Raw genomic sequence first — 24,372 nt, forward strand, 5'->3', positions numbered from 1 at the left:
AAGGCGTCGCCGAGGAGGGCATTGCGCCACCTGACGACGGCGGCGTCGCCGATCCGGCGAATCCGGGCGTGAAAGAACGGTGGTCCTGGCACGGGCGCAGGATGCAGGTCTGCGCCCGTGCCAGGACCACCGACGAGGCGAAAGAGGGTTCTAGCGGCGCTTCTTCGGCGGGTCCTTGCGCAGCAGGTCCGGTCCGATGATCCGGCGCACCACCCGGCGCATCAAGCCGCGCTTGCGGGCCGGGGCGGGCGCGGGACGCTCGGTGACCGCCGGCTGCGGACCGGTCAACGCCGTCGGGGACGCCGCGGCCTGCGGATCGAGGCGCTTGGCGAACTCCGGCTGCTCGTCACGAATCGCGGGGATGTAGGGCTGGGTGACCTCGACGTGCTCGGGAATCGGCGGTGGCGCCATCGGCGGACCGGCCGGCGGGATCGAGGGCAGCGAAGCCGGTTCGTCGCTGTAGAACGCCTGGAACGCCGTGTCACCGGCGATGGAGTCCTGCGCGGCGGGGTTCGGGCCGGGGGAGAAGTGCTGCTGCGCACCGGGATTGAGCGCCTCGGCGAACGTCGTGCCTTCCGACATCGCCGTGCTCGGCCGCGGCGGACGGGAGTTCTGCGGGGCCTCGTGCATCGGGGGCTGCGGGGCGGTGGCCGGGAAATCCGGCCGCTGCGGTGCAGCGTTGGAGGCGGGCATCGGGCCGGGTGCCGTCGGGGCGGGATCGATCGCCTCGTCCACGGGCAGCTGGCCCATGATGCGTGTCGTCGGCGGTCCCGGATCCGGCTGCTGCTGTTGCGCTTCCGAGGGGACCACGGGCTGGAACCACGGTCGAGCAAGATCGTCTTGAATAGTCATCCGTATCGACTCTGCGTCAGCAAACGGCCAATGTCACCGGATCGGGGACTTCCGTTCCGGCGGAGCAGACCCTACCGGTCACGGACCGGTAAAGCACACCCCCGTGTTCCCTAACCCACCCGGACCTGTCGATCACTCAGCCGCAGCGGCACTCATCGCCGGCCATGACCGCCTGCCTGAGCTGGCCGAACTCCGCGGCCAGCGTCCCGGCGCTCCAATGCGCGTTCAGGCCACTGGGATTGGGCAACACCCACACCCCGGCGTCACCGATCGTCCGGTCCTGCTTACCGAAGGTGGCGCGCTTGGCACCGAAGGCCGCCCGATATGCCGTGATCCCCACGATCGCCACCCACCGGGGCCGGTAGCGCTGCACCTTCGCGGTCAACGCCTGCGCCCCGGCCTGCAACTCCTCCTCGGAGAGCTCCGCGGCCTTCGCGCTGGCACGAGCCACCAGGTTGGTGATGCCCAAACCCAGCCCCAGCAGCTCCGACTGCTCCTGCGGGGCCAGCTCGCGCGGCGTGAACCCGCTGGCGTGCAGCACCGGCCAGAACCGGTTGCCCGGACGTGCGAAGTGCCACCCCGTGGCACCCGACCACAACCCCGGGTTGATCCCGCAGAACAGCACCTTGAGATCCGGCGCCAGCACATCGTCGATCGTGACGCCGCTGGCGGCCTCCAGCTCCTGCGTACTCGGCCGGTCACCCGACAACTCGCACCTCCGCAACGCGACCCCGGTCCATCATCGGACCCTAACCACATCGCCCGGAGCCACCGAACCCAGCGCCCCCGCACGCGCTCCGCGCGGGCGAATGCGATCATGGCCGCCCGCGCAGAGCGTGCTGCGCGGACGGCCACGGGTCGTCAGTCGGTGCCCGACTCCATCGCCGCGCGGTCCAGCGCCTGCGACTCGGACTCCTCGGCACCCACCGAGGCGATCGCCTCCGCGCCACCGGCCTGCAACGAACCCACCAGCTCGGTCTGGGCCTTGCCGACCAGACCCAGCTGCGCGTACCCCTCCAGCTTGGCCCGCGAATCGGCGATGTCGAGGTTGCGCATGGTCAACTGGCCGATGCGGTCGGTCGGACCGAACGCGGCGTCCTCGGTGCGCTCCATCGACAGCTTGTCCGGGTGGTAGGAGAACGACGGACCGCGCGTGTCGAGGATCGAGTAGTCCTCGCCGCGGCGCAGCCGCAACGTCACCTCACCGGTGATCGCCGAACCCACCCAGCGCTGCAACGACTCCCGCAGCATCAGCGCCTGCGGGTCGAACCAGCGGCCCTCGTACATCAACCGGCCCAGCTTGCGGCCCTCGTTGTGGTAGCTGGCCACCGTGTCCTCGTTGTGGATGGCGTTGACCAGCCGCTCGTAGGCGGTGAACAGCAGCGCCATGCCCGGCGCCTCGTAGATGCCCCGACTCTTGGCCTCGATGATGCGGTTCTCGATCTGGTCGCTCATGCCCAGCCCGTGCCGGCCACCGATCGTGTTGGCCTCGTGCACCAGATCGACCGGCGAGGAGAACTCCTTGCCGTTGATGGCCACCGGCCGGCCCTGCACGAAGGAGAGCGTGACGTCCTCGGGTGCGATGGCCACCGACTCGTCCCAGAACCGCACGCCCATGATCGGGTCGACGATCTCGATGCCGGTGTCCAGGTGCTCCAGCGACTTGGCCTCGTGGGTGGCGCCCCAGATGTTGGCGTCGGTGGAGTAGGCCTTCTCCGCCGAGTCGCGGTAGGGCAGACCGTGCTCGACCAGCCACTCCGACATCTCCTGCCGGCCACCCAGCTGCTCCACGAAGTCCTCGTCGAGCCACGGCTTGTAGATGCGCAGCCGCGGGTTGGCCATCAGGCCGTAGCGGTAGAACCGCTCGATGTCGTTGCCCTTGAACGTCGACCCGTCACCCCAGATCTGCACGTCGTCGGCGAGCATCGCGCGCACCAGCAGCGTCGCGGTCACCGCACGACCCAGCGGGGTGGTGTTGAAGTAGGTGCGCCCACCGGAGCGGATGTGGAACGCTCCGCACGACAGCGCGGTGAGCCCCTCCTCGACCAGCGGCTCGCGGCAGTCGACCATGCGCGCGATCTCGGCGCCGTAGTCCTTGGCCCGGCCCGGGATCGAGGCGATGTCGGACTCGTCGTATTGCCCGATGTCGGCGGTGTAGGCGCACGGAACGGCACCCTTGTCGCGCATCCAGGCCACGGCGACGGAGGTGTCGAGACCCCCGGAGAAGGCGATGCCGACCCGCTGGCCGACCGGCAGTGACGTCAGAACCTTGGACATGCGGAAAGTTTATGCGACCGACTGTATGGTTATCCACCCGGGTCGCCCATCGGTGTGCAACCTCACCCCAACCGCAGGCCAGCGGCGGTGACGTGCCCGAACTCACCGCGACGGGCCGAGCCACCGGCACGCGAGTTGGGCACAATCAGAGGCGAATCGGATCCGGACGAGGCGCACCGTACCTGGCCATGCAAAGACGGTGCAGACGCGCGAGGAGCGCGCACCGCCATGGCATGGATCGTTCTCATCATCTCCGGCATGTTCGAAGCCGTCTGGGCGCTCGCGCTCGGCAAATCCGAAGGGTTCAGCCGGCTCGCGCCGTCGCTGGTGTTCGCCGGCGCGCTCGCGATCAGCATGGGCGGGCTGGCGATCGCGATGCGGACGCTGCCCGTGGGCACCTCCTACGCGGTGTGGGTGGCCATCGGCGCGGTGCTCACCGTCGGCTACTCGATGGCCACCGGCGACGAATCGATCTCACCGCTGAAGATCGCGCTGCTGCTGGGCCTGATCAGCTGCGTGGTCGGCCTCAAGCTCGCCCACTGACCTCATCCCGGGGGTGTGCCGTCCCAGCGCCACGTCACCGGCCTGGGGCGGCCGGGCAGGTCCGCGCGGCCGGTCGACCACAGCAGCACCGGCCACGGATCGGTCGCGGCGGGGGCTTCGGGGAAGAGCCGGTCGAGCACGCGGGAGCACAGCTCGGCAGGTGGGGTCCAGGCCAGACCGAGGCCGTCGGTGACGTCGTGGGTGTGCACGAGGGTTTCCACGATGCCCATCGCCGCGAAGCCTTCGGGATCGGAGCGGCCGAACGTGTGGTGCGAGCGCATCTGCGGTGATGCCGTGCGCACCATGGCCACCAGCAGCGCTGCGGTGGCCTCCAGCGTCTGCAGCAGTCCCTCCGGCCCGGCATCGGGGTCGGCGTGCACGGCGTTGTACGGCCCGCCCTCCCGGCGCGGTTGCCACACGAACGGCACGAGACCGTCCAACGCCGGTGCCGCGGGGCTGAGCTGGACGGCGTAGGCGAACAGGTCATCGCTGAGGTGCTCGACCGTTTCCCAGCGATCCCACTCCAGCGAACCGGCCTTCGCCCGCCACGAGTCCTCCGGCACCTCCCGCAAGACCGCCACGGCCAGTCGCACGCAACGAGCCAGGTCATCGGCGGTCACCGCTGATCGAGACATCCCCGAACCGTACCGCCACCACACCCGCGGTCGCCCCGGGTTTTGCCACACCACCTCGGACTTCCCGACGTCAACCGGGGTCATGGCTGTGCGGCGCGCCTCGTGCTTCGGGGAGGTGGCGCGCCCAGAGGACCAGGTCGATCGCGACCGACAGTGCGATCAGCGCTGTGAGGCCGAGCAGCAGCCAGACGGTCAGCATCGCTGCCGATGCGGGGCGGGACGACAGAAATCGATGAGGGCACGGGCGATCTGGCCGGGGGCGTTCTCGGTGGGGATGTGGTCGGCCTCCGGGATGCGGACCAGCGTGGTCCGCGGGACCTCCCGGGCGAACTTCTCGGCGTACTCCACCTTCTCGTCGACGTCGTCCTCGCCCCAGATCAGCAACTTGGGCACCGTGGAACGCCGCAGCGCGGGAACGAGATCAAGGGTGTAGCGGCTGTCGGCCGCGCCCGCCATGGCGAGCCAGGAGCGTCCGACCCGCGGATCGGTCCACGGCTGCAGGTACTCGGCGATCCGCTGCTCGGTGGCGGCACCCGCCAGCGCCCCCGTCACGGCCTGTCGGCGTGCGGCGAGCAGTTCATCGACGGTGGTCGCCGCGGCGACCAGCGGGTCCCGGTACCGGCCCACGTGGGGCGCGGGCCAGGAGTCGTAGACCACCGAGTTGACCAAGGCCAGCCGGCTCACCTCCAGCTGATCGTGGACCAGCAGGCGCTGGGCGACGGCGCCACCGATGTCATGACCTGCCACGGCGATCGGCCCGGAGATCTTCAGCGCGGAGACCACTCGCACCACCCACTCCGCCAGGGCCGGAACCGTGGCCGTTTCCAAGGTGAGCTCGCCTCCCGAGCGCCCCAGCCCGGGGAAATCGACCGCGAAGGGCCGCAGCCCCGCCTGCGCGAGGCGCCCCAGCACCGGAAGCCACACCCGGCTCCAATAGGTCCCGTGCAGCAGCAACACGGCCGGGCCGTCCTGCTCTGCGGTCAGGTAGCTGACCGCCTACGACTTCTCGATCTGCGCCGAGGACCCCGGCCCCCTCCGGACCACCATCGGCTACACGATGCTCGTCGAGGCAGGGCTGGAGGCCCTGCAGAGCGCGGACACCGTGGTCATCCCCGGCTGGCAGCCACCCGGCACACCCGCGCCACCGGCCATCACCGAGGCGCTGGGGAGGGCTCACCAGCGCGGGGCGAGGATCGTCGCCATCTGCACGGGGGCGTTCGTCCTCGCCCAGACCGGTCTGCTCGACGGCCGCCGCGCCACCACCCACTGGCGCCAGACCGCCCAACTCGCCGCCACCTTCCCCGAGGTGCAGGTGGATCCCGACGTGCTCTACGTCGACCACGGCGACGTGGCGACCAGCGCCGGGACCGGCGCGGGCATCGACCTGTGCCTGCACCTGGTCCGGTCCGACCACGGCGCGGCATACGCCTCCCAGATCGCCCGGAACATGGTGCTGCCACCGCACCGGGAAGGAAGCCAACTCCAGTACGCCGCACCACCCGCACCGGCCCGAGCGGACGAGTCCTTGGCGCCACTGCTGGAGTGGGCCACCTCCCAACTCCACACCCTGACCGTCTGCCACCTCGCCGAGCACGCCGGGCTGTCGTCGCGAACTCTGGCCCGGCGGTTCACCGAACAGCTCGGCACCAGCCCCGGGCGGTGGCTGCTCGGCCAGCGCCTCGACGCGACACGAGTGCTGCTGGAACAGACCGCCCTTCCGGTGGAGGCCATCGCCACCCGGGTCGGACTCGCCTCGGCGGTCAACCTGCGCCGCCGCTTCCGGGCGCACTTCGGCACCACCCCCGGCGCCTACCGGCGGACCTTCGGCGAAACCCGGCCGCAACGCCGGTGAACTTCGCGAAGTGCCACCGGCCGCGCCCAGGCGACGAGATGCCGCTCGCTCCGGGACCGCAGTGTGCCGGATTGATGCCCCGTCAGTCCTCGTCGAGCAGGTGGCGGAGGTACTTGTCCGGGCCGGCCAGGAAATCCCGGGTGAGGCGGACCGGCAGCGCGTGGTCGAAGTCGGTGGTCGCCGTGGTGCCGTCGTCGTCGATCTCGATGATGCGCGCGCCCGGCAGCGCCAGCAGAACGGGGGAGTGCGTGGCGATGATGATCTGGCTTCCCTGCCGCGCCAACTCGGCCAACCGTGCCAGCAGTGCCATGCAGCCACGCACCGACAGCGCCGCCTCGGGTTCGTCGAGGACGTAGAGGCCGCCGGGGCCGAAGCGGTGGGTGACCAGGTCCAGGAAGGACTCGCCGTGCGAGCGCTCGTGCGGCGACACCCCGCCGTAGGCCGGCAGCAAGGACGGCGAGTACGGGTCCTCGTCGAGGCGTTCGATCTCGCTGGCGACGTTGTAGTAGGACTCGGCGCGCAGGAAGAACCCGGTGCGCGGTTTGCGGTTCCAGCGCAGGATCAGGTGATCGCCGAGGCTGGACTCGGTGGCGCGGGTGGCGAAGCGGAATGACTGGGAGCCGCCTTCGGGGTTGAAACCCGCCGCGGTCGCGATCGCTTCGACGAGCGTGGACTTGCCGCTCCCGTTCTCCCCGACCAGAAACGTCACTGATGAATCCAGGTCCACTCCGCCGCCCGCGGCCAAGTGGGAGACCACCGGCAGCGTGAAGGGGTAGCGGCCGGTGTCCCCGCCGGTGTCCAGGCGGGCGTGGCGGATGAAGGCGCCGGTGGCCCGACGCGAGTCCCAGCTCTGACGCATCGCCCGACGCTAGCGCGCCCGCGCGCCTCCGGAAGTCGCCCCGGCAGTTCTCGCCAGGTTTCGTCCACCCCCAAAACCAATTACGTTACTAACGTTTCTAACCCAACGAAATGGAACCCGATCCAGCGAAAACGGACCGAGGGGCGGCGCGCATAATCGCGCTTATGTGCGGTAGGGTCGGGTGATGGAGATCGAGATGGGGCGCGGGCCGGATGCGGTGGGGACGCGGGCGCAAACGGAACTCCTCGCCTCGGCCACGCGCACGGGACACACGCTGGCCGCGCTGATCGCCTCCTGGCTGGGGTCCTTCGCCGAGTCCGCCGACACCCGGAATGCCTATTCGCGGGACCTGCGCGAGTACCTCGACTGGTGCACCCGGCGAGAACTGGACCCGCTGTCGGTGCGGTTGCCCGAGGTGCAGATGTACGGCGCGGAACTGGCCGCCGCCACCAACCCGCGCACCGGGCGCCCACCGGCGGCCTCCACGCGCGCCCGCAAGCTGGCCGCGGTCTCCAGCTTCTACACCTACCTCGTGCGCGCCGGGGTGATCGATGCCAACCCGGCCCGCGACGCCGCCCGGCCGCGCTACGACCGCAGGCACTCGCCGACCGCCAGCGTCTCGGCGGAGCAGGCGAGCGCGATGCTGGCCGGCAGCCGCGACTACCGCCACCGCACCCTCGGGCCACAGGCATCCGCGCTGGTGATGGCGCTGCTGATCGATCTGGGCGTGCGCGTGTCGGAGCTGTGCAACGCCGACCTGTCGGATCTCGGCCAGCGCGAGGGGATGCGGGTGCTCACGGTGCGGATGAAAGGCGGCAAGGTGCGCACCCGCCCGATCCCGCACGCCCTGCACGGGGTGCTGGAGGCCTACCTGCAGCAGCGACCCGATGCCGACACCGACGCGCTGGTGATCACCCGCGACGGGCGCCGGGTCAACCGCCACCAGATCTACCGCCTCGTGCAGGCCATGGCCGCCCAGGCCGGTGTCGCGATGCCGCAGCGCATCACCCCGCACTCGATGCGCCACACCTTCAACACCATCGCCCGCCAGCACGGGGCCGCACTGGAAGACCGGCGCGACGCCCTCGGGCATTCCTCCGCGGCGGTCACCCAGCTCTACGACCACGTCGCGCTGTCGCTGAGCCGGGACCCGGCACACCTGGTCTCTCGCGCCACGGCAAGCCGTGATGACCCCGAAAACGGGGATCCTGAGGCACCACTCGAATGAGTCACGGTGACGAAAAGAATCTTGGTAGGCGGCGGTGACTTCCGGCCACCCGGGTAGTCCATAGTGCATGGCTACCAACACGCAAGCATCCACGACCGTGAACAGCATCGGCGTCACCATGTTCACCGTCGCCGACCAGGACGCAGCTCTGGAGTTCTACATCGGCAAGCTGGGTTTCGAGTTGCGCGGTGACACCCGGTTCGGCCCCGACGGCGAATACCGCTGGCTGGAGGTCGCCCCGCCCGGTTCCACTGCGCGCCTGGCTCTCAATCCCCCGATGGGCGGCGGGGAACCCGGTGGCAGTGCTATCGGGGTCGAAACACCTGACGTGCGCGCCGAGTACGAGCGGTTGCGGGCCATCGGAGGTGTCCAGATCGACTCCGAACCCGAGTCCAGCCCGGGGGCACCGCTGCTGTTCATGGTCAGCGACCCCGACGGCAACCACATCGCCATCGTCGAAGTCTGACCACACGCGCGATCGGCCCGGGTGCGGAGCCGGGCCGCGCGGCGGGTGGGGTGATCACCAGATCACCCCACCCGCGCGATTCCTCGATCCGAGGTACGGGAGCGCTACCGGGATTTCGAGCAGGTCGCCGCCAGCGCGGCTGCGGGTCTCGAGGTAACCCAGCTCACCGGCGGGTCAGGACGGTGGTGGTGTTGGCGGTGACGATGGCGGCCACCGACGCCCACTGCCAGAGGTCGAGGTGCTGGCCGAGGATGAGCAAACCGGCGGTGGCCGCCAGCACCGGGTTGAGGCTCATGAAGATCGCGAACAGCGGTGCGGGCACGCGGCGCAGCGCCAGCGCGTCGCACAGGAACGGCACCGCCGAGGACAGCACGCCCGCGGTGACGGCGAAGCCCAGAGCGCTCCAGGTCGGCGGGTACGCGAGCAGCACGCCGATGCCGATCGGCAGGAACAGCAGGCCGGAGAGCCCGCAGGCGGTGGCGGTGCCCTGCGCGCCGGGCAGGGTGCGGCTCAGGGCGTGGTTGAGCAGGATGTAGCAGGCCCAGCAGACCGCGGCCAGCAGCGCCAGTCCCATGCCGAGGTAGTCGGCGCTGGGTTGCGGGCGCATCAGCACCGCCACACCGGCGGCGGCCAGCAGGGCGCAGGCCAGGTCGATGCGGCGGCGCGATCCGGCCAGAGCGACCGCCAGGGGGCCGAGGAATTCCAGGGTGACGGCCAGGCCGAGCCCGATGCGGTCGACCGCGCTGTAGAGGGCGAGGTTGATGACCGCGAACACCCCGGCCAGGGCGATCACCAGCCGCCACTGCGCCGAGGTGAACTCCCGCAGGCGAGGCCGGGTGGTGGCCAGCAGTGCCACGGCGGCGATCCACTGGCGCACCGCGACGACCCCGGCGGGAGTGATGGTGTCGAAGGCCAGCGACCCGATCGCGGCGCCGGTCTGGTTGGACACCGCACTGCCCGACATCAACGCCACCCCCGCTCCGCGCGAGGAAGCGGCCGGGGCGATCGGTGCGGGGGTGTGGGTGGTGGCCATGCCGCTCACCCTCCCGGGCCGGGCATCGTTGCGCACAATGCATCCGCCACGCCACCGATACGCTGGAGGTATGGATGTGGAGTTGCGGCAGCTGCGATGCCTGGTCGCCATCGTGGAGACCGGCACCTTCACCGACGCCGCAGGCGAACTCGGCTTGTCGCAGGCGCAGGTCTCGCGCACCCTGGCCGGTCTGGAGAACGCCCTGGGCGTGCGGTTGTTGCGGCGCACCAGCCGCCAGGTCACCCCCACCGCTGCGGGCACCCGGATCCTGGCCCGCGCGCGGCGGGTGCTGGCCGAGACCGAGGAGCTGGTGCGCGAGGCCACCACCGGGGACGCGATCCTGCGCGTGGGTCATGCCTGGTCGGCGATGGGCAGGCACACGGTGGCCTTCCAGCGGCGCTGGGCGGCGTCGTGGCCGGAGGTGCGGTTGCAGCTGGTGCGCACCAACTCGGCCACCGCCGGGCTCGGTGAAGGCGCGTGCGACGTGGCCGTGGTGCGCTCGGAACCCGATCGGCGGCGGTTCTCCGGAGTGGTGGTGGGCCTGGAACGCCGCTACTGCGCGATGGCCACCGATGACAGGTGGGCGCGGCGCCGGTTCGTGCGGCTGGCCGACATCGCCGAGCGCACCGTGCTCCTCGACCGCCGCGCCGGATCCACCACCCCGCAGCTGTGGCCGGAAGATCAGCGGCCCGCGTTCGAAGACACCACCGACGTCGACGACTGGCTCACCGCGGTCTCCAGCGGACGCGTCGTGGGCATCACCTCCGAGGCCACCCTCACCCAGTACCGGCGCAGCGGTGTGGTGTTCCGGCCGGTGCGCGACGCCCCACCGATCCCGGTGCGGGTCATCTGGTGGCGCGACGAGCGGCACACCCACGCGGGCAAGGTCGTCGACCTGCTCACCGAGCTCTACCGGCGATGATCAGAACCCGGCAGGTCGGGCCGGAGCCCGGCGTTGGGGACCAGCCCCGTCACCTGACCCAGCTAGGCCGGCGAACAACCCGTCCACATCGGACTCGCTGGTGATATCGGCGCGGGCCAGCATCAGCGGGGTGGCCCGCGCCGATACCGCGCGAACCACCGGTGACGATCGTGATCATGGCACGAGCAGCATCAGCGCGGGGCCGTGCGTGTAGGCCACCACGAACGCCATCGCCACCGCCGCGGTGAACAGCATCGCCTGAACGACCGGCCCCGGCCCGCGCAGCTTCCACCCGGCACCGGCGGCCAGCAGCAGCACCCCGACGATCCCCTGGCCCCACCAGTACACCGGTGAGGTGCTCTGCGCGATGACCAGCAGCCCGTACCCGGCCTCGCCCAGCAGCACCCCGCACAGCGCCGAAAGCCCCAGCGCCGCGCGGGTTCCCGGCCGCCGCCGCAGCCACTGCGCTCCCACGCCCAGCAGCGGGCCGGCGATCAGCGCCGCGGCCGACCAGAACACCATCAGCCCGGTGGAGGCGGGGTAGCCGCGCAGCAGGTCGGTGAGCACGTAGCCGGCCAGCATCGACAGCAGGGACCCGAATCCGCACACCGCTCCGGATGCCGCGGTGGGGGCGGGCAGTGCCAGCAGGAAGGCGAGCAGGGTCCACGATCCGCTGGAGTTGGCCAGCGACGACAGCCATGCCGGCAGCGTCCCCTGCGCGATGGCCGTGGCCGCTCCCGCGATCAGCCCGCACACCACCGCCACCACGACGGCGCGGACGGTGCCGCGACGGCGGTGCCTGCCGCCGCGCGGTGCTGCGGTGTGGTCCATGCCCAGCAGTTTCCCAGCCGTGATCGGCGGCGGAAGACCGGTTCGGACCAATCCCGGGAGCGCAGGATGGCGGAGTGTCCGCCCCGTCATCGGCGAGGAGCCTGGAGGGTTGTGTCCAGGTGAGCGCAGGGCCCCGGTGGGTCAATGCCAGTGGGCCGGGCGTTGCAGGCCGGCGGGCAGGCGGGTGGTGTCGTCGCCGCGCGCGGCCGAGACCTGCGGTGCGGTGAGGAACAGGGCGCCGGTGAGGTTCGCGCCGCGCAGGTCGGTGTCGCGCAGGTCCGCGCCCAGCACGTCGGCCTGGCGCAGGTCGGCGTCACGAGCGTCGGCGGCGATGAGCAACGTGCCCCGCAGGTTGGCCGCCCGCAGGTCCGCGCCGCGCAGCGAGCGGCCCATCAGGTCCGCGCCGCGGTGTTCCGGGCCGGGGCGCTCGCCGCGCACCAAGCGGCTGGCCTGCCCGAGCAGATCACCGGTCTGGGCGCGCTGGGCGTGGAGATCGAGGGCGGTGAGCTCCTCGGCGCTGAGATCGGTCAGGGCGGTGACTTCGGCGAGCCGGTCCCGCAATTTCTGGTGCAGGGGCGCGGTGTCGGTCCGGTCGAGCGCGTCGGTGAGGTACCACAGCAGTTCGTGCAGGCCGCGCATGACCGCGAACGCGGCGAACATCGACCCGGCGATGCCGGGTTCCTGCCGCCACGACGCGCCGCCGAAGGTGTGCTGGGTCAGGTGCTGGCCGGCGCCGAAGCAGTCGAAGACCGTGCAGCCGGAGAAACCCCGCTCGCGCAGGTGGGTGTGGATCCCGCAGGAGAAGTCGGCCAGCAGGTTGCGGCACGGTGTTCCGGCGGGCTTGTCCACCGCGAATTCCGCCGAGGCCGTGAAGGGCAGTGCCACGCAGCACAACCCGACGCATCGGGCGCAGTCGCCCCGCAGTTCCCGCTGTTGCACCATGGATTGGGATTGTCCTCTCACCAGCGGTGATCGCCGGCGGCGGGGGCGTTGGTACCGTCACTGATCGTGAGCGAGCAGCCGGAGCAGGCAAGCGAGACCGCTGAGGGCATCTGCCGTTTCCCGGGGTGTGAGCGGGCGGTGGAGCGGCCCAGCGGTCCAGGACGTCCGCCGGAGTACTGCGACCTGCCCGAACACACCCGGTGGCGGGCGTGGAAGCAACGTCAGCGCCTGCAGGCCGTGGCCGAGCAGACCCCGGCCGCGGCGCCGGAGGGTTCCAGCGAGTTCGACGGGGCGCGGTTGCGGGCCGAGGAGCTGGTGCGCCAGTACCGGTTGCTGTCCGAGCAGCTCGGTCGCAACCTGCGGGCCGGTCTGGAGGAGCTGGCGACGCTGACCGACCCGTCGGCCGCGGAGGCACAGATCCAGGCCGCCCAGGCCGAGGCCGCGCACCGCATCGCCCAGGCCGAGCAGGCGCTGGCCACCGCTGCGCAGCAGCGCCGCGACGCCGAGCAGGCCCGCCAGGCCGCCGAGGAGGCGGCTGAGGACGCCATCAGTGCCGCCGAGAACGCGGGTGCTGAGGCCGAGCAGGCCTGGGCCGAACGCGACCGGGCCGATGCCGAGGCCGAACGCGCGCGGCAGCAGGCGGCCGCGGATGGCGAGGCGGCGCGCAACGAGGCCGAGGTCGCCACCGCCGCGGCCCGCCGCGAGGCCGATGAGCTCGTCGCCCGGGCCCGCAAGGACGCCGAGGACCGGATCGCCGCCGCGCACACCGATGTGGAGACCGCGCGGGCCGAGGCCGCCGCGCAGGTGCAGGCCGCCCAGCAGCAGGCGCGCCGGGAGGTCGCCGAGGCCGACTCCCGCCGGTCCGAGGCCGCCGAGCGGGCCGCCCGCGCGGAGTCGGCCGCCGAGACGGCCCGGGATCAGGTGGCCGAGCTGCGCCAGGCCGCCGACGCCTCGCGCGCGGAGATCGAGCGTCAGCGCACCGAGCTGGCCGCGGTGCGCGAGCAGCAGGCCGCGGAGCTTCAGCGCGCTCGCGATGAGGCCGCTGAACGCCTCAGCACCGAGCGCGAGGCGCACGCTCAGCGCCTGGAGGCGTTGCAGGACGCCCGGGATCAGGCGCTGGCGCGCGCCGAACGGGCCGAGACCCAGCTCGATGCCACCACCGACGAGCTCCGGGCGTTGCGCACCGATCCTCCGCAGAGCGGTCGCGGCTGAGGCGTCATGGGTGGGGGCGGGTGAGCCGCCAGACGACCTCGGTGCCGGTTTTGGCGGGTGCGTGGGCGAAGCGGCCCGGGTGGTGGGAGTCGACGCGGGTGAAGCCGAGACGTTCGGGAACGCCGCGGCTGGCGGTGTTGGCCGCGTCGTGCCAGATCTCCACGCGGTCGATTCCCGGGAGCGCGAAGGCCTGCTCGGTCAACGCGCGGGCGGCGGTGGTGACCAGTCCGCGGCCGGTGTGCTCGGGGTGCAGCCAGTAGCCGATCTCCAGGCCGCCGTCACCGATGCGGCGTTCCAGGGAGATCGTGCCGGCGATGGTCTCGCCGGTGGTGATCAGGTAGGTGTAGCTGCGCCCGGTGTGCCAGCGGGTGGTGGCCTCGTCGATGAACGCCGCGGCCGCGGCGGCGGAGTAGTCGCCGGCGGCCCAGGGCATCCAGGGGCGCAGGTGGTGCTGGGATTCGGTGACCGCTCGGTGCAGGGCGCCGGCATCGGCCGCGGTCGGTCGGCGCAGCCGGACACCGGGCAGGTCGAGGACGTCGTCGGGGCGGGTCATGCCCGCTGATGCTGCTGGCCGGGCACCGCGGTTGGCAACCGGTTTTCGCGCGGAAACGACGCTGGGGGCGTGAACCCGTTCGTCGGGTTCACGCCCCCAGCGGGGAGCGCTGTGCGGTTCGGGCTCAGATGAGGCCGAGCTTGCTCACGGTGTCGCGCTCCTCGGTGAGCTCGGCGACCGAGGCGTCGATGCGCTCGCGGGAGAACTCGTCGATCTCCAGGCCCTGGACGATCTCGAACTTGCCGTCGCGGGCGGTGACCGGGAACGACGAGATCAGGCCCTCGGGCACGCCGTAGGAGCCGTCGGAGACGACACCGGCGGAGGTCCAGTCGCCCTCGGGGGTGCCGTTGACCCAGGTGTGGACGTGGTCGATGGCGGCGTTGGCCGCGGAGGCGGCCGAGGAGGCGCCGCGGGCTTCGATGATGGCCGCGCCGCGCTTGGCCACGGTCGGGATGAACTCGTCGGCCAGCCAGGACTGCTCGACCTGCTCGGCGGCGATCTTGCCGCCGACCTCGGCGTGGAAGAGGTCGGGGTACTGGGTGGCGGAGTGGTTGCCCCAGATCGTCAGCTTGCGGATGTCGGTGACCGACACGCCCAGCTTCTGCGCGAGCTGGGTCTGGGCCCGGTTGTGGTCCAGGCGGGTCATGGCGGTGAAGCGTTCGGCGGGCACGTCCGGGGCGTGGGCCTGGGCGATCAGCGCGTTGGTGTTGGCCGGGTTGCCGACCACCAGCACGCGCACGTCGTCGGCGGCGCCGGCGTTGATGGCCTCGCCCTGGGGCTTGAAGATGCCGCCGTTGGCCTCGAGCAGGTCACCGCGCTCCATGCCCTTGGCGCGGGGGCGGGCACCGACCAGCAGCGCGACGTTCGTGCCGTCGAAGGCGGTGCGCGCGTCGTCGGTGATGTCGATGCTCTCCAGCAGCGGGAAGGCGCAGTCGTCGAGCTCCATCGCGGTGCCCTCGGCAGCCTTGACCGCCTGCGGGATCTCCAGCAGCCGAAGCTTGATCGGGGTCTCGGCGTCGATGAGCTGGCCGGAGGCGATCCGGAACAGCAACGCGTAGCCGATCTGACCGGCCGCACCGGTGACGGTCACGGTGACGGGAGCTTTGGTCATGAGGTCTCGTTCTCCTGCTCGACGGGTGGTGTTTGCTCTGCTGGGGATGCTATCCCCAGCGCCGCGGGGCTGTGGGAGTCCGGTCAGGGATCACAGCGCGGGCGTTGCGGGACCGATTCAGCCCGCGAGATCGGCACCACACGTGGGGTGGCCAGGGGTGTGGGATTGGCCGTTTTCCACCCGTGGCGTGGTGCCTAGCGTCGTCGGAAAGTGCGGTGGCGACCGGGGGTGCGGTGTGGTCGGTGGTGCGGCGGTGGCCGGGATCGTGGTGGTGGCGCTGGGCCTGGTGCTCACGCCGGGTCCGAACATGGCCTACCTGGTGTCGCGGACGTTGACACAGGGGCGGCGCGCGGGTGCGGTGTCGTTGTGCGGTGTGGCGGCGGGTTTCGCGGTCTACGCCGCGGCGGCGGCTGCCGGTCTGTCCACGGTGTTCGTGCTGGTGCCCGCCCTGTACGCGCTGGTGCAGGTGGCGGGGGCGGGGTATCTGCTGTGGTTGGCGTGGCGGTCGCTGCGGCCGGGTGGGGCCTCGGTGTTCGAGCCCGCGCCGGTGCCGCCGGTGTCGGCGGGCAGGTTGTTCGCGATGGGGTTGCTGACGAATCTGCTCAACCCGAAGATCGCCGTGCTGTACGTGTCGTTGCTGCCGCAGTTCGTGGATCCGGCGCGTGGTTCGGTGGCGGCGCAGTCGCTGGTGCTGGCGGGGGTGCAGATCGCGGTGGCGGTGTCGGTCAACGCGGTGATCGTGCTGGGTGCGGGTGGGGTGGCGCGGGTGCTGGCGGGTCGTCCGGTGTGGGTGCGGGTGCAGCGGTGGGTGATGGGTGCGGTGCTGGCGGCGTTGGCGGTGCGGCTGCTGGGTGAGCGCTGCCGCGCACCGGTGTAGATCGGGGGTCAGGTCATGCGTTTGCCGCCGCCGGCGTAGAGGGTTTGCCCGGTCAGCCAGCGGGCTTGGTGGGAGGTCAGGAACACCGCGATGTCGGCGATGTCGTCGGGGTGCCCGACCCTGCCCAGCGGGCTGTGCTCGGCGAAGCGGGTGTTCATGTCGCGGCTGATCCAGCCGGTCTGCACCGGGCCGGGGGCGATGATGTTGACGGTGATGCCGGCGGGCCCGAATTCCGCTGCGGCTGAGCGCGACAGCGATTCGAGGGCGTTCTTGGTGGCCCAGTAGGAGATTTCGCCGGGTGCGCCGTCGGCGGCGTCGGTGGACACGGCGATGATGCGGCCCCAGTCGGCGCGTCGTTGCCGGTGGCGGCGGTGGTGTTCGGCCATGAGCAGGGCGGGGGCTCGGGTGTTGACGGCGTGGTGGGCGTCGAGGCTCGTGGCGGTGAGGGTGCGGGCGCCGCGGGCGCGGGTGAAGGTGTCGGGGTCGTTGTGGGCGGCGTTGTTGACCAGGATCTCCACCGGGCCCAGGTGTGCCTCGGCCTGGTCGTAGATGAGGGCCGGTGCGGCGGGGTCGGCCAGGTCGGCGGTGATGGCGTGGGCGGTGTGGCCGTCGGCGCGCAGCGCGGGGGTGAGGTGGTCGCTGCTGCCGGGCGGGTTGACCAGCAGCAGCCGGACCTGCTGGCGGGCCAGCGCGCGGGCGATGGCCGCACCGATGCCCAGGGCGTTGTCGGTGCCGGTGATGACGGCGACGCGGTCGCGCAGTCGCGGGTCGATCATGAGCTGATCATGGCCTGCCCCGCCGGGGCCGCGTGCCTCGGGGTGGTTCTAGGCTGTGGCGGCATGGCGGACGGTGAGGACGGGGTCGATCGGATCCAGGCGGCCTGGCAGCGGGAACGGCCCGGCATGCCGGTGGCCTCGATCGGGGTGATCACGCGGATCTGGCGCATCGCGAAGCTGCTGGACGACGAACGCCGCCGCACCGACGCGCGCGCCGGGATGGACGCGGCCACCCGCGATCTGCTGTCGACGTTGCGCCGCGCGGGCCCGCCCTATCGGCTCGCGGCCGGTGAGATCGCCCGCCAGTCCCTGGTCAGCGCCGGGGCGATCTCCCAGCGGGTGGCGCGGGCCGAGCAGCGCGGTCTGGTGCGCCGCGGCCGGGGTGGTGACGACGGGCGCAGCGTGCTGGTGGAGCTGACCGAGACCGGCCACCGTCTCATCGAGGACCACGTCGACGATCTGCTGCACCACGAGGAGACGTTGCTGGAATCGCTGGATGCCGGTCAGCGCGAGCAGCTGACCGAGCTGTTGCGGGTGTTGCTGGGCGATCTCACCGAGCGGTTCGGGGCCGAGGACCGTCCTTAGTGGCCTTTGTGGGCGCCTCCGTTGACGTGCAGGGTTTGGCCGGTGAGGTGCCCGGCGCCGGGTGAGGCGAGGAAGGCGGTCAGGGCGGCGATGTCGCCGGGGCGGCCGGCGCGGCCGGTGTCGGTGTGGTCGATGAGGGTGCGGCGGCGGGTGTCGGTGAGGTGTCCGCGGAAGAACTCGGTGTCGTCGATGAGGCCGGGGGCGATGATGTTGGCGGTGATGCCGCGCGGGCCGAGTTCGGCGGCCAGCGTGCGGGTGTAGGCCTCGAGGGCGGCTTTGGCGGCGCCGTAGGAGCCCGATCCCTGGGCGGCGGCGATCGAGCCGAGGGTGATCACGCGGGCGCCGTCGGCCAGGCGGGGTGCCAGGGCGGTGGTGACCAGCACGGCGGTGAGCACGTTGGAGCGCAGGTTGGCCTGCCAGGACTCGGCGACCGCGGCGAGCCCGTCGGCGCGGGGCCGGTCGAAGTCGGTGTTGCCGCCGGCGTTGTTGACCAGCACGTCGATCGCCTCGGGCAGCCGGGCGGTGGCGGCGGTGACCTGGTCGGGGTCGGCGGCGTCGAAGGGCAGTGCGGTGGCGCCGAGGCGGTCGGCGGCCTCGGTCAGGGGGCCGGGGCGGCGGCCGGTGATGGTCACCGAGTCTCCGGCGCGGGTGAAGCTTTCGGCGATGGCGTAGCCGATTCCGGTGGCGCCACCGGTGATGACGATGTTGCGCACCACAACTCCTTAAGGTCTAAAGTAGTTGGTTCACGGTAGCGCCACCCCGCGGCCACCGGCAACGGGTTTTTCACCCGCATGCCGCCGAAAAACCGCTTGCCGTGCGCGAATGCGGCGTGTAGAGGTCAGTGAATGCTGCACGAGAGCGGTACCGGCGAGGTGGTGGCGCTGACCGGCCGGACCACGACGTTGCGCTACGCACCGCTGGCCGGAGCCCCGCGCATGGCCCGGCTCATCGCCGCCGAAGGCCCGGACGTGCTGGAACTGCTGCACCAGCGCCTGCCCGGCTGGAACGTGGTCACCGACCTCACCCACGGGCACCGGCTGCTGCGCGCGGGAGCCAGGCTGCGCCGCCACGCCCACACCATGCACCGCGACCTGCGCTACGACCCGCCCCCGCAGGACTGGGCCGCGCTGCGGCCCCCACCCCCGCTGCGGGTCACCACCTGCGAACGCCCCGCCGAGGCGCTGCTGCAGGCCTGGCGGGAGGCCTACCCGCCGGGCCATCCCGATCACGTCACCGCCGATGACCGCACGCTGCGCACCGAACTGCTCCAGCCGCTGCTGTCGGGCAGAGTGCTGGGCCCGCTGCTGGAGGCCAGCGCCCTGGTCGCCGACGGCGCGGGCACCGTGGTGGCCGGTCTGATCGCCAACGACCGCGCCGGAACCGCGTGGATCAGCGACGTCTTCCGCCGCCGCGCACCGGCCTACACCGGTCTGGGCGGGCTGCTGCTGCGCCGCGCGCTGTCGGGCGTGGCCGGCGATTTCGCGCGAGTGGGGCTGGCGGTGACGGTGGGCAACCCGGCCCAGCGGCTCTACCGGAAGCTGGGCTTCGAGATCACCGAAACCACCATGACCTTCGCCGTGCCGTGAGGGCCACCGGCTACAGTGGCGATGTGACCGGCAGTTCTCATCTCACCTGGTGGCGCTCCAGCTAGGAGCGGCCACCCACTGCGGTACACCCAGATCACCCGAGGGCCGTTCGACCGACGGCCCTTTTTTCGTGCGCGTGCGGCGCTCGTGCGGTCATCGGCGGACCACGGCGCCGGGCCGACACGAGAGGACCACCCCTGATGACCACGACCGCCGAGATCTCCCCCGCGGCGCGGCGCAGCGCCGAGCTGGACGCCGAGATCACCACCGATGCCGCCCGGTTCCGGATCCTCACCGGTGACCGGCCGACCGGGCCGCTGCACCTGGGCCACTACTTCGGCACCCTGCACAACCGGGTGCGGCTGCAGCGGCGGGGTGTACGGCTGGGCCTGGTCATCGCCGACTACCAGGTGCTCACCGATCGCGACGTCGCCGACGATCTCGACTCCCACGTGCTGGGCCTGATCGCCGACTACCTCGCCGCCGGCATCGACCCGGACGAGGCGATGATCTTCACCCACAGCTCGGTGGCCGCGCTCAACCAGTTGCTGCTGCCGTTCCTGAGCCTGGTCACGGTGCCCGAGCTGCAGCGCAATCCGACGGTCAAGGACGAGATCGCCCACTCGCGGCAGTCGGGAGTGTCGGGGCTGATGCTCACCTACCCGGCGCACCAGGCGGCCGACATCCTGTTCTGCAAGGCCAACCTAGTCCCGGTCGGCTCCGATCAGCTGCCGCACCTGGAGCTCACGCGCACCATCGCCCGCCGGTTCAACGACCGCTACGGGCGGGTGTTCCCGGAGCCGGAGGCGTTGCTGAGCTCGGCGCCGCTGCTGCTGGGCACCGACGGGGTGAAGATGAGCAAGAGCCGCGGCAACGCGATCACGCTGGGAGCCACGGCCTCGCAGACCGCGCGGGCGATCCGGGGCGCCAAGACCGACGCGCAGCGCCACATCACCTACGAGCCGCAGGCGCGGCCGGAGGTGGCGAGCCTGGTGCTGCTGGGGGCGTTGTGCAGCGGGCAGGATCCCGCCGAGCTGGCCGAGGGCGTGGGTTCGGGTGGTGCGGCGGCGTTGAAGTCGCTGGTGACCGAAGCGGTGAACTCCCACTTCGCGCCGTTGCGGGCCCGCCGCGCCGAGCTGGCCGCCGACCCGGGGTATCTGCGCGGGGTGCTGGCGCGGGGCAACGCCCGTGCCCACGAGCGCGCGGAGGCCACGCTGGCCGAGGTGCGGGAGGCGATGGGCACCGTCTACGGGGTGTCCAGGTAGGACAGTGCGAGCTCGGACAGGTGCAGTCCCCGGCCGGTGGTGTCGATGAGCCCGAGTTCGCGCAGCCGCCAGATGTCGGTCTTGGTGCGCGAGACGGGGCGTTGCTGTTCGGCGGCGAGGTCGGCGGGTGCCAGTCCGGGGCGTCGGCGCAGGATGTCGAGGACCTGGCGGGTCCAGGGGCCGCGGGGTGTGGCCAGGTCCAGGCGGGCGAGCCGGGCTTGCAGGTCGCGTCGGCGGTGTTCGTCGAGCCCGCCGGGCTTCGGAGTCGGCGGGGTGGTGGGGCCGAGGTGGGTCAGGTGCAGCCGGTAGGTGCTGCCCCGGTGCCGCGACAGGGAGGCGCGCAGGCCCGCGGCGGTGGTGAAGCCGGCGCGGGCGGCGTCGGCGTCGGTGAGCGCGTCGGGGTCGACCTGGGTGAGGCTGGTGATCTCGATGAGCCCGCTGCGGGTGGGCACGCGGGCGCCGGGGCGGGCCTGCGGGCTGGGCCAGCGGAAGTAGGTCTCGGTGATCTGGCCGGCGGCCACGCCGCGTGCGATCCGGTCGCTCAACACCCGTCCCACGCTAATACCCGCCCGCCCGGCCCCGGCGGGGACGCGTGTTGATCACGAAACGAGTTCATCAACTTCCGCAGGTGCGCCGGGTGGGGGGACAATCGGTGCATGCTGCAGGTTTGCCTGAACGGCGCCCGGTCTCCGCGTGAGCACTTCCACCTGCCGGTGCGGCCGGAGGAGCTGGCCAAGGCCGCCGCCGACGCGGTGGCCGCCGGGGCCACCGACGTGCACCTGCACCCCAAGTCCACCGATGGCACCGACAGCCTCGATCCGCACGCGGTGGCCGCGGCGTTGCGCGCGGTGCGGGCCGCGGCGCCGGGGGTGACGGTGGGCGTGACCACGGGGGCGTGGACGGCGCCGGACACCGCTTCGCGGGTGCGGGCGATCAAGGCGTGGACGTTGCTGCCCGATCACGCCTCGGTCAACTGGCACGAGCCGGGCGCCGACGAGGTGGCCGGTGCGCTGCTGGAACGCGGGGTGGGGGTGGAGGCCGGGATCTTCTCGGGCACCGATGCCGATCACCACTTCCGCCTCTCGCCGCACCGGGGCCGGGTGCTGCGGGTGCTGGCCGAGGTCACCGACCGCAGCGCCGGGGGTGCGGCGGCCACCGCGGAGGCGCTGCTGGCGCGGCTGCACCCGGCCTCGGCGCCGATCCTGCTGCACGGCGAGTCCGCCGGGGCGTGGCCGGTGCTGCGGCTGGCGGCGCGCCGGGGTTTCGCCGCGCGCATCGGCCTGGAGGACACGCTGGTGCTGCCCGATGGGCAGATCGCCACCGACAACGCCGAGCTGGTGGCCGCCGCGCGGGCGGTCGTCGAGGCCGAGTCGCGCTGAACTCGACAGCATATTCCACTCGGGCTATATTCACGGTGTGGTAAATACGTTCGAGGTGCTGGCCGAGCCGCGCCGCCGCGACATCCTCGACCTGCTGCGCGACGGCGAGCGTGCGGTCGGCGAACTGGTCGAGCAGCTGCCGCTGAGCCAGCCCACCGTCTCCAAGCACCTCAAGGTGCTGCGCGAGGCCGGGCTGGTGGAGGTCCGCCAGGACGCCCAGCGCCGCTGCTACCGGCTGCGACCGGAACCGCTGGCCGAGATCGACTCCTGGCTGCGGCCCTACCGACGGATGTGGGAGCAGCGCCTCGACGCCCTGCAACGCCACCTCGACACCATGGATGAGGACCCGGCATGAAACCCGAGCTGACGACGATCAACGGCCACCCGGTGCTGCGGCTGCAGCGCGTCCTGAACCACCCCCCGCGCGCGGTGTGGAAGGCGGTGACCGACCCGGCCGAGCTCTCGGCGTGGTTCCCCGCGCGCGTGGAGTTCACCGCCACCACCCCGGGCACGCCGATGCGCTTCGACTTCGACGGCGCCGAGGCACCCGAGACCGGCGAGGTCCTGGAGGCCGACGAACCGAAGGTGTTCGCCTTCCGCTGGAACCACGACGTCATCCGCTGCGAACTGCTGCCGCACGAGCACGGCTGCCTGCTGGTGTTCACCCACACCCTGGCCGGCCCCGACAGCGACCACCCCTCGGCCGCCCGCCACGGCGCCGGCTGGCTGATCTGCCTGGACGCCCTGCAAGCCGGACTCGACGGCACCACCGGCGACTTCGACATGCAGCTCTGGTTCACCCGCGCCGAGGAGCTCATCGACCTGTTCGGACTCGCGCACGGGCAGGCCCAGACCACCGAGGCGGGCTGGACGATCCGCTTCGAACGCGACCTAGTGCAGCCCCCGGAGCAGGTGTGGGACCTGCTCACCGGCGGCGAGACCCCCGAACCCGGCGGTGAACCACCGCTGCCGGCCACCCACGGCTACGGCCAGGCCACCACCGTCACCGAAGCCCAGGCGCCGAGCACGCTGACCTACGGGTGGGCCACCGGCGGCCAGGTGCGCTTCGACCTGCGCGAGCAATACCCGATCGGCACCCGCCTGGTGCTCACCCACACCACACCCGAGGACCGCGCGATCCTGCTGGCCGCCTGGCAAACCCACCTGGAACTGCTCTTCGCCGCCCTGCACGGCGACATCCGCTGCCCGTGGCCCGCCGAGCGCACCGAGGCGCTGCGCGCCCACTACGCCGCCACGCTCGCCTGAAGCGGTCGGCCCGTCCGAGCCCTGGTGATCGGCCACATAGGATGGTCACCGTCCGACACCGCGCCGCAGCGCCATCAGGGGAGCGAAGCATGATCTTCATTACCGCCAAGTTCCGGGTCAAGCCGGAGCACGCCGACCAGTGGCCGCAGATCTCCGCGGGATTCACCAACGCCACCCGCAACGAGCCGGGCTGCCTGTGGTTCGACTGGTCGCGCAGCATCGAGGACCCCCACGAGTACGTGCTCGTGGAGGCCTTCCGCGACGCCGAGGCCGGTGCCGCGCACGTGCAGAGCGAGCACTTCAAGCACGCCCAGCAGACGCTGCCCCAGCACCTGGCCGAAACCCCACGCGTCATCAACGCCTCCCTGGACCAGGACGACTGGTCCCTGCTGGGGGAGATGGCCGTGGACTGACCGGCCACCGGCTCCTTCGAATCAGGCCCCGGGAACCCCTGGGGCCTGCTCTTCGACTTGAAATGCAACCAAACGGCTGCCTATATTGGGTGGTGCCGCACGAACCGCAGGGGGAGAGGGATGGACGAGATCTTCCGCGCCCTGGCCGACCCGAGCCGACGACGACTGCTCGACAGCCTCCAACGCACCAACGGCCAAACCCTGCGCGAACTCTGCGGCGAACTCGACATGACCCGCCAATCGGTGAGCAAACACCTCTCGATCCTCGAAGACGCCGCACTGATCACCACCACCCGCCGCGGCCGCGAAAAACTCCACCACCTCAACACCGCACCCATCGCCGCGATCACCGACCGCTGGATCAGCCGCTACCACCAACACCACGCCCACACCCTGCACGCGCTCAAACACACCCTGGAGAACCCCGTGCCCGACACCGACTTCGTCTACCAAACCCACATCGCCACCACCCCCGAGAAACTGTGGCAAGCACTCACCAGCCCCGAATTCACCCGCCAGTACTGGGGAGTGAGCCTGCGCAGCGACTGGCAGCCCGGATCCCAGATCACCTGGGAGGAGAACACCGCCACCATCAGCGACCCCGACCAGATCGTCCTGGAAGCCGACCCACCCCGACGCCTGGCCTACACCTGGCACACCTTCACCCCCGACTGGGCCACCGGCGCCGGCATCGACGAAGACCTGCGCACCCGCCTGGCCGCCGAACCCCGCAGCAGCGTCATCTTCGACATCGAACCCGCCACCCCCGGCACGGTTCAGCTCACCGTCACCCACACCGGCTTCACCACCGACTCCACCCTGCGCTCGATGATCAGCCAAGGCTGGCCCTCCCTGCTCTCCAGCCTCAAAACCCTCCTGGAAACCGGACAACCCCTCCCGCAGAGCTGA

The 24,372-nt window shown here is 71.6% G+C and carries 30 protein-coding genes and 1 riboswitch; of the genes, 15 read left to right on the forward strand and 15 right to left on the reverse strand.

The genetic code is table 11. The features are described 5' to 3' along the window. Window positions 1–150 precede the first annotated feature (150 nt). From AB0J78_RS10215 to argG, 3 genes are all read right to left on the reverse strand, one after another. On the reverse strand, window positions 151–852 hold the full coding sequence (locus AB0J78_RS10215; RefSeq protein WP_363788416.1) for a hypothetical protein: 702 nt from the start codon (window positions 850–852) through the stop codon (window positions 151–153). A 136-nt stretch (window positions 853–988) separates the two neighbouring features. Then, window positions 989–1,561, reverse strand: a complete 573-nt coding sequence (gene mug / locus AB0J78_RS10220) for a G/U mismatch-specific DNA glycosylase (RefSeq protein WP_363788418.1) — start codon at window positions 1,559–1,561, stop codon at window positions 989–991. A 152-nt stretch (window positions 1,562–1,713) separates the two neighbouring features. Further along, the gene (gene argG / locus AB0J78_RS10225) at window positions 1,714–3,129 is read right to left on the reverse strand and encodes an argininosuccinate synthase (protein ID WP_363788420.1); all 1,416 of its coding nucleotides are present in this window, start codon (window positions 3,127–3,129) and stop codon (window positions 1,714–1,716) included. A 147-nt stretch (window positions 3,130–3,276) separates the two neighbouring features. Next, a riboswitch (guanidine-III (ykkC-III) riboswitch) is annotated at window positions 3,277–3,335 on the forward strand. A 22-nt stretch (window positions 3,336–3,357) separates the two neighbouring features. Here argG and AB0J78_RS10230 point away from each other — a divergent pair. Next, window positions 3,358–3,672, forward strand: coding sequence for a multidrug efflux SMR transporter (locus AB0J78_RS10230; protein ID WP_363788421.1), 315 nt, complete (start codon window positions 3,358–3,360; stop codon window positions 3,670–3,672). A gap of 2 nt (window positions 3,673–3,674) precedes the next feature. On the opposite strand, the gene AB0J78_RS10235 is transcribed toward AB0J78_RS10230, so the two are convergent. From AB0J78_RS10235 to AB0J78_RS10245, 3 genes are all read right to left on the reverse strand, one after another. Then, window positions 3,675–4,307, reverse strand: coding sequence for a maleylpyruvate isomerase N-terminal domain-containing protein (locus tag AB0J78_RS10235; RefSeq protein WP_363788423.1), 633 nt, complete (start codon window positions 4,305–4,307; stop codon window positions 3,675–3,677). A 70-nt stretch (window positions 4,308–4,377) separates the two neighbouring features. Beyond that, window positions 4,378–4,506, reverse strand: a complete 129-nt coding sequence (locus tag AB0J78_RS10240; protein ID WP_363788424.1) for a hypothetical protein — start codon at window positions 4,504–4,506, stop codon at window positions 4,378–4,380. Next, complete coding sequence (locus AB0J78_RS10245; RefSeq protein WP_363788425.1) at window positions 4,500–5,264, reverse strand: alpha/beta hydrolase; 765 nt, start codon at window positions 5,262–5,264, stop codon at window positions 4,500–4,502. Before AB0J78_RS10245 ends, AB0J78_RS10240 begins: the two co-directional genes overlap by 7 nt. 100 nt (window positions 5,265–5,364) lie before the next feature. Here AB0J78_RS10245 and AB0J78_RS10250 point away from each other — a divergent pair, with 100 nt between their 5' ends. Continuing rightward, the gene (locus AB0J78_RS10250) at window positions 5,365–6,159 is read left to right on the forward strand and encodes a helix-turn-helix domain-containing protein (RefSeq protein ID WP_363788426.1); all 795 of its coding nucleotides are present in this window, start codon (window positions 5,365–5,367) and stop codon (window positions 6,157–6,159) included. 82 nt (window positions 6,160–6,241) lie between these two features. Here the strand turns inward: AB0J78_RS10250 and AB0J78_RS10255 are convergent, their stop codons facing one another. Next, on the reverse strand, window positions 6,242–7,018 hold the full coding sequence (locus AB0J78_RS10255) for an AAA family ATPase (protein ID WP_363788427.1): 777 nt from the start codon (window positions 7,016–7,018) through the stop codon (window positions 6,242–6,244). A gap of 184 nt (window positions 7,019–7,202) precedes the next feature. Here AB0J78_RS10255 and AB0J78_RS10260 point away from each other — a divergent pair, with 184 nt between their 5' ends. Then, window positions 7,203–8,246 (forward strand): tyrosine-type recombinase/integrase, encoded by a 1,044-nt coding sequence (locus AB0J78_RS10260; RefSeq protein ID WP_363788428.1) that lies wholly within the window; start codon window positions 7,203–7,205, stop codon window positions 8,244–8,246. Between the two features lie 67 nt (window positions 8,247–8,313). Further along, window positions 8,314–8,712, forward strand: a complete 399-nt coding sequence (locus AB0J78_RS10265; protein ID WP_363788429.1) for a VOC family protein — start codon at window positions 8,314–8,316, stop codon at window positions 8,710–8,712. Window positions 8,713–8,875: 163 nt separating this feature from the next. On the opposite strand, the gene AB0J78_RS10270 is transcribed toward AB0J78_RS10265, so the two are convergent. Continuing rightward, window positions 8,876–9,745 (reverse strand): EamA family transporter, encoded by an 870-nt coding sequence (locus AB0J78_RS10270; protein ID WP_363788430.1) that lies wholly within the window; start codon window positions 9,743–9,745, stop codon window positions 8,876–8,878. 70 nt (window positions 9,746–9,815) lie between these two features. Between AB0J78_RS10270 and AB0J78_RS10275 the strand changes: the two genes are divergently transcribed. After that, a complete protein-coding gene (locus AB0J78_RS10275) occupies window positions 9,816–10,667 on the forward strand; it encodes a LysR family transcriptional regulator (protein WP_363788432.1) in 852 nt (283 codons plus the stop codon). Between the two features lie 174 nt (window positions 10,668–10,841). On the opposite strand, the gene AB0J78_RS10280 is transcribed toward AB0J78_RS10275, so the two are convergent. Both AB0J78_RS10280 and AB0J78_RS10285 read right to left on the reverse strand, forming a co-directional pair. Beyond that, window positions 10,842–11,498, reverse strand: a complete 657-nt coding sequence (locus tag AB0J78_RS10280; protein ID WP_363788434.1) for a DUF6518 family protein — start codon at window positions 11,496–11,498, stop codon at window positions 10,842–10,844. A gap of 141 nt (window positions 11,499–11,639) precedes the next feature. Further along, on the reverse strand, window positions 11,640–12,440 hold the full coding sequence (locus AB0J78_RS10285) for a pentapeptide repeat-containing protein (RefSeq protein WP_363788436.1): 801 nt from the start codon (window positions 12,438–12,440) through the stop codon (window positions 11,640–11,642). A 66-nt stretch (window positions 12,441–12,506) separates the two neighbouring features. On the opposite strand from AB0J78_RS10285, the gene AB0J78_RS10290 reads away from it, so the two are divergent. After that, complete coding sequence (locus AB0J78_RS10290; protein ID WP_363788438.1) at window positions 12,507–13,652, forward strand: hypothetical protein; 1,146 nt, start codon at window positions 12,507–12,509, stop codon at window positions 13,650–13,652. Between the two features lie 4 nt (window positions 13,653–13,656). On the opposite strand, the gene AB0J78_RS10295 is transcribed toward AB0J78_RS10290, so the two are convergent. Both AB0J78_RS10295 and AB0J78_RS10300 read right to left on the reverse strand, forming a co-directional pair. Beyond that, window positions 13,657–14,205: a GNAT family N-acetyltransferase gene (locus AB0J78_RS10295; protein ID WP_363788440.1), complete on the reverse strand. Its 549-nt coding sequence runs from the start codon at window positions 14,203–14,205 to the stop codon at window positions 13,657–13,659. Between the two features lie 124 nt (window positions 14,206–14,329). Further along, window positions 14,330–15,316 (reverse strand): malate dehydrogenase, encoded by a 987-nt coding sequence (locus AB0J78_RS10300; RefSeq protein ID WP_363788442.1) that lies wholly within the window; start codon window positions 15,314–15,316, stop codon window positions 14,330–14,332. A 253-nt stretch (window positions 15,317–15,569) separates the two neighbouring features. Here AB0J78_RS10300 and AB0J78_RS10305 point away from each other — a divergent pair, with 253 nt between their 5' ends. Next, a complete protein-coding gene (locus tag AB0J78_RS10305; RefSeq protein WP_363788444.1) occupies window positions 15,570–16,193 on the forward strand; it encodes a LysE family translocator in 624 nt (207 codons plus the stop codon). Between the two features lie 8 nt (window positions 16,194–16,201). On the opposite strand, the gene AB0J78_RS10310 is transcribed toward AB0J78_RS10305, so the two are convergent. After that, a complete protein-coding gene (locus tag AB0J78_RS10310; protein WP_363788446.1) occupies window positions 16,202–16,969 on the reverse strand; it encodes an SDR family oxidoreductase in 768 nt (255 codons plus the stop codon). 63 nt (window positions 16,970–17,032) lie between these two features. Here AB0J78_RS10310 and AB0J78_RS10315 point away from each other — a divergent pair, with 63 nt between their 5' ends. Next, window positions 17,033–17,554 carry a MarR family winged helix-turn-helix transcriptional regulator gene (locus AB0J78_RS10315; protein WP_363788448.1) on the forward strand — a complete coding sequence of 174 codons (522 nt, stop codon included), beginning with the start codon at window positions 17,033–17,035 and terminating at the stop codon, window positions 17,552–17,554. Here AB0J78_RS10315 and AB0J78_RS10320 read toward each other — a convergent pair. Continuing rightward, window positions 17,551–18,270 (reverse strand): SDR family oxidoreductase, encoded by a 720-nt coding sequence (locus AB0J78_RS10320; protein ID WP_363788450.1) that lies wholly within the window; start codon window positions 18,268–18,270, stop codon window positions 17,551–17,553. The genes AB0J78_RS10315 and AB0J78_RS10320 overlap by 4 nt on opposite strands. Before the next feature lie 129 nt (window positions 18,271–18,399). Between AB0J78_RS10320 and AB0J78_RS10325 the strand changes: the two genes are divergently transcribed. Next, the gene (locus AB0J78_RS10325; RefSeq protein ID WP_363788451.1) at window positions 18,400–19,140 is read left to right on the forward strand and encodes a GNAT family N-acetyltransferase; all 741 of its coding nucleotides are present in this window, start codon (window positions 18,400–18,402) and stop codon (window positions 19,138–19,140) included. A 200-nt stretch (window positions 19,141–19,340) separates the two neighbouring features. Further along, window positions 19,341–20,405 carry a tryptophan--tRNA ligase gene (gene trpS, locus AB0J78_RS10330; protein ID WP_363788452.1) on the forward strand — a complete coding sequence of 355 codons (1,065 nt, stop codon included), beginning with the start codon at window positions 19,341–19,343 and terminating at the stop codon, window positions 20,403–20,405. Here trpS and AB0J78_RS10335 read toward each other — a convergent pair. Then, window positions 20,387–20,953: a hypothetical protein gene (locus AB0J78_RS10335; RefSeq protein WP_363788453.1), complete on the reverse strand. Its 567-nt coding sequence runs from the start codon at window positions 20,951–20,953 to the stop codon at window positions 20,387–20,389. The two genes, trpS and AB0J78_RS10335, sit on opposite strands and share 19 nt — an antisense overlap. A gap of 108 nt (window positions 20,954–21,061) precedes the next feature. Here AB0J78_RS10335 and AB0J78_RS10340 point away from each other — a divergent pair, with 108 nt between their 5' ends. From AB0J78_RS10340 to AB0J78_RS10360, 5 genes are all read left to right on the forward strand, one after another. Beyond that, window positions 21,062–21,784 carry a 3-keto-5-aminohexanoate cleavage protein gene (locus AB0J78_RS10340; RefSeq protein WP_363788454.1) on the forward strand — a complete coding sequence of 241 codons (723 nt, stop codon included), beginning with the start codon at window positions 21,062–21,064 and terminating at the stop codon, window positions 21,782–21,784. 37 nt (window positions 21,785–21,821) lie between these two features. Beyond that, window positions 21,822–22,139 (forward strand): metalloregulator ArsR/SmtB family transcription factor, encoded by a 318-nt coding sequence (locus AB0J78_RS10345; protein ID WP_363788455.1) that lies wholly within the window; start codon window positions 21,822–21,824, stop codon window positions 22,137–22,139. After that, window positions 22,136–23,050 (forward strand): SRPBCC family protein, encoded by a 915-nt coding sequence (locus AB0J78_RS10350; protein WP_363788457.1) that lies wholly within the window; start codon window positions 22,136–22,138, stop codon window positions 23,048–23,050. Before AB0J78_RS10345 ends, AB0J78_RS10350 begins: the two co-directional genes overlap by 4 nt. An 89-nt stretch (window positions 23,051–23,139) precedes the next feature. After that, the gene (locus AB0J78_RS10355) at window positions 23,140–23,463 is read left to right on the forward strand and encodes a putative quinol monooxygenase (RefSeq protein WP_363788458.1); all 324 of its coding nucleotides are present in this window, start codon (window positions 23,140–23,142) and stop codon (window positions 23,461–23,463) included. A 120-nt stretch (window positions 23,464–23,583) separates the two neighbouring features. Continuing rightward, entirely contained in the window at window positions 23,584–24,372 is a 789-nt protein-coding gene (locus tag AB0J78_RS10360; RefSeq protein WP_363788460.1) for a metalloregulator ArsR/SmtB family transcription factor, read from the forward strand.

This window comes from Saccharopolyspora sp. NPDC049426, assembly GCF_040676935.1.
Classification (GTDB): Bacteria; Actinomycetota; Actinomycetes; order Mycobacteriales; family Pseudonocardiaceae; genus Saccharopolyspora.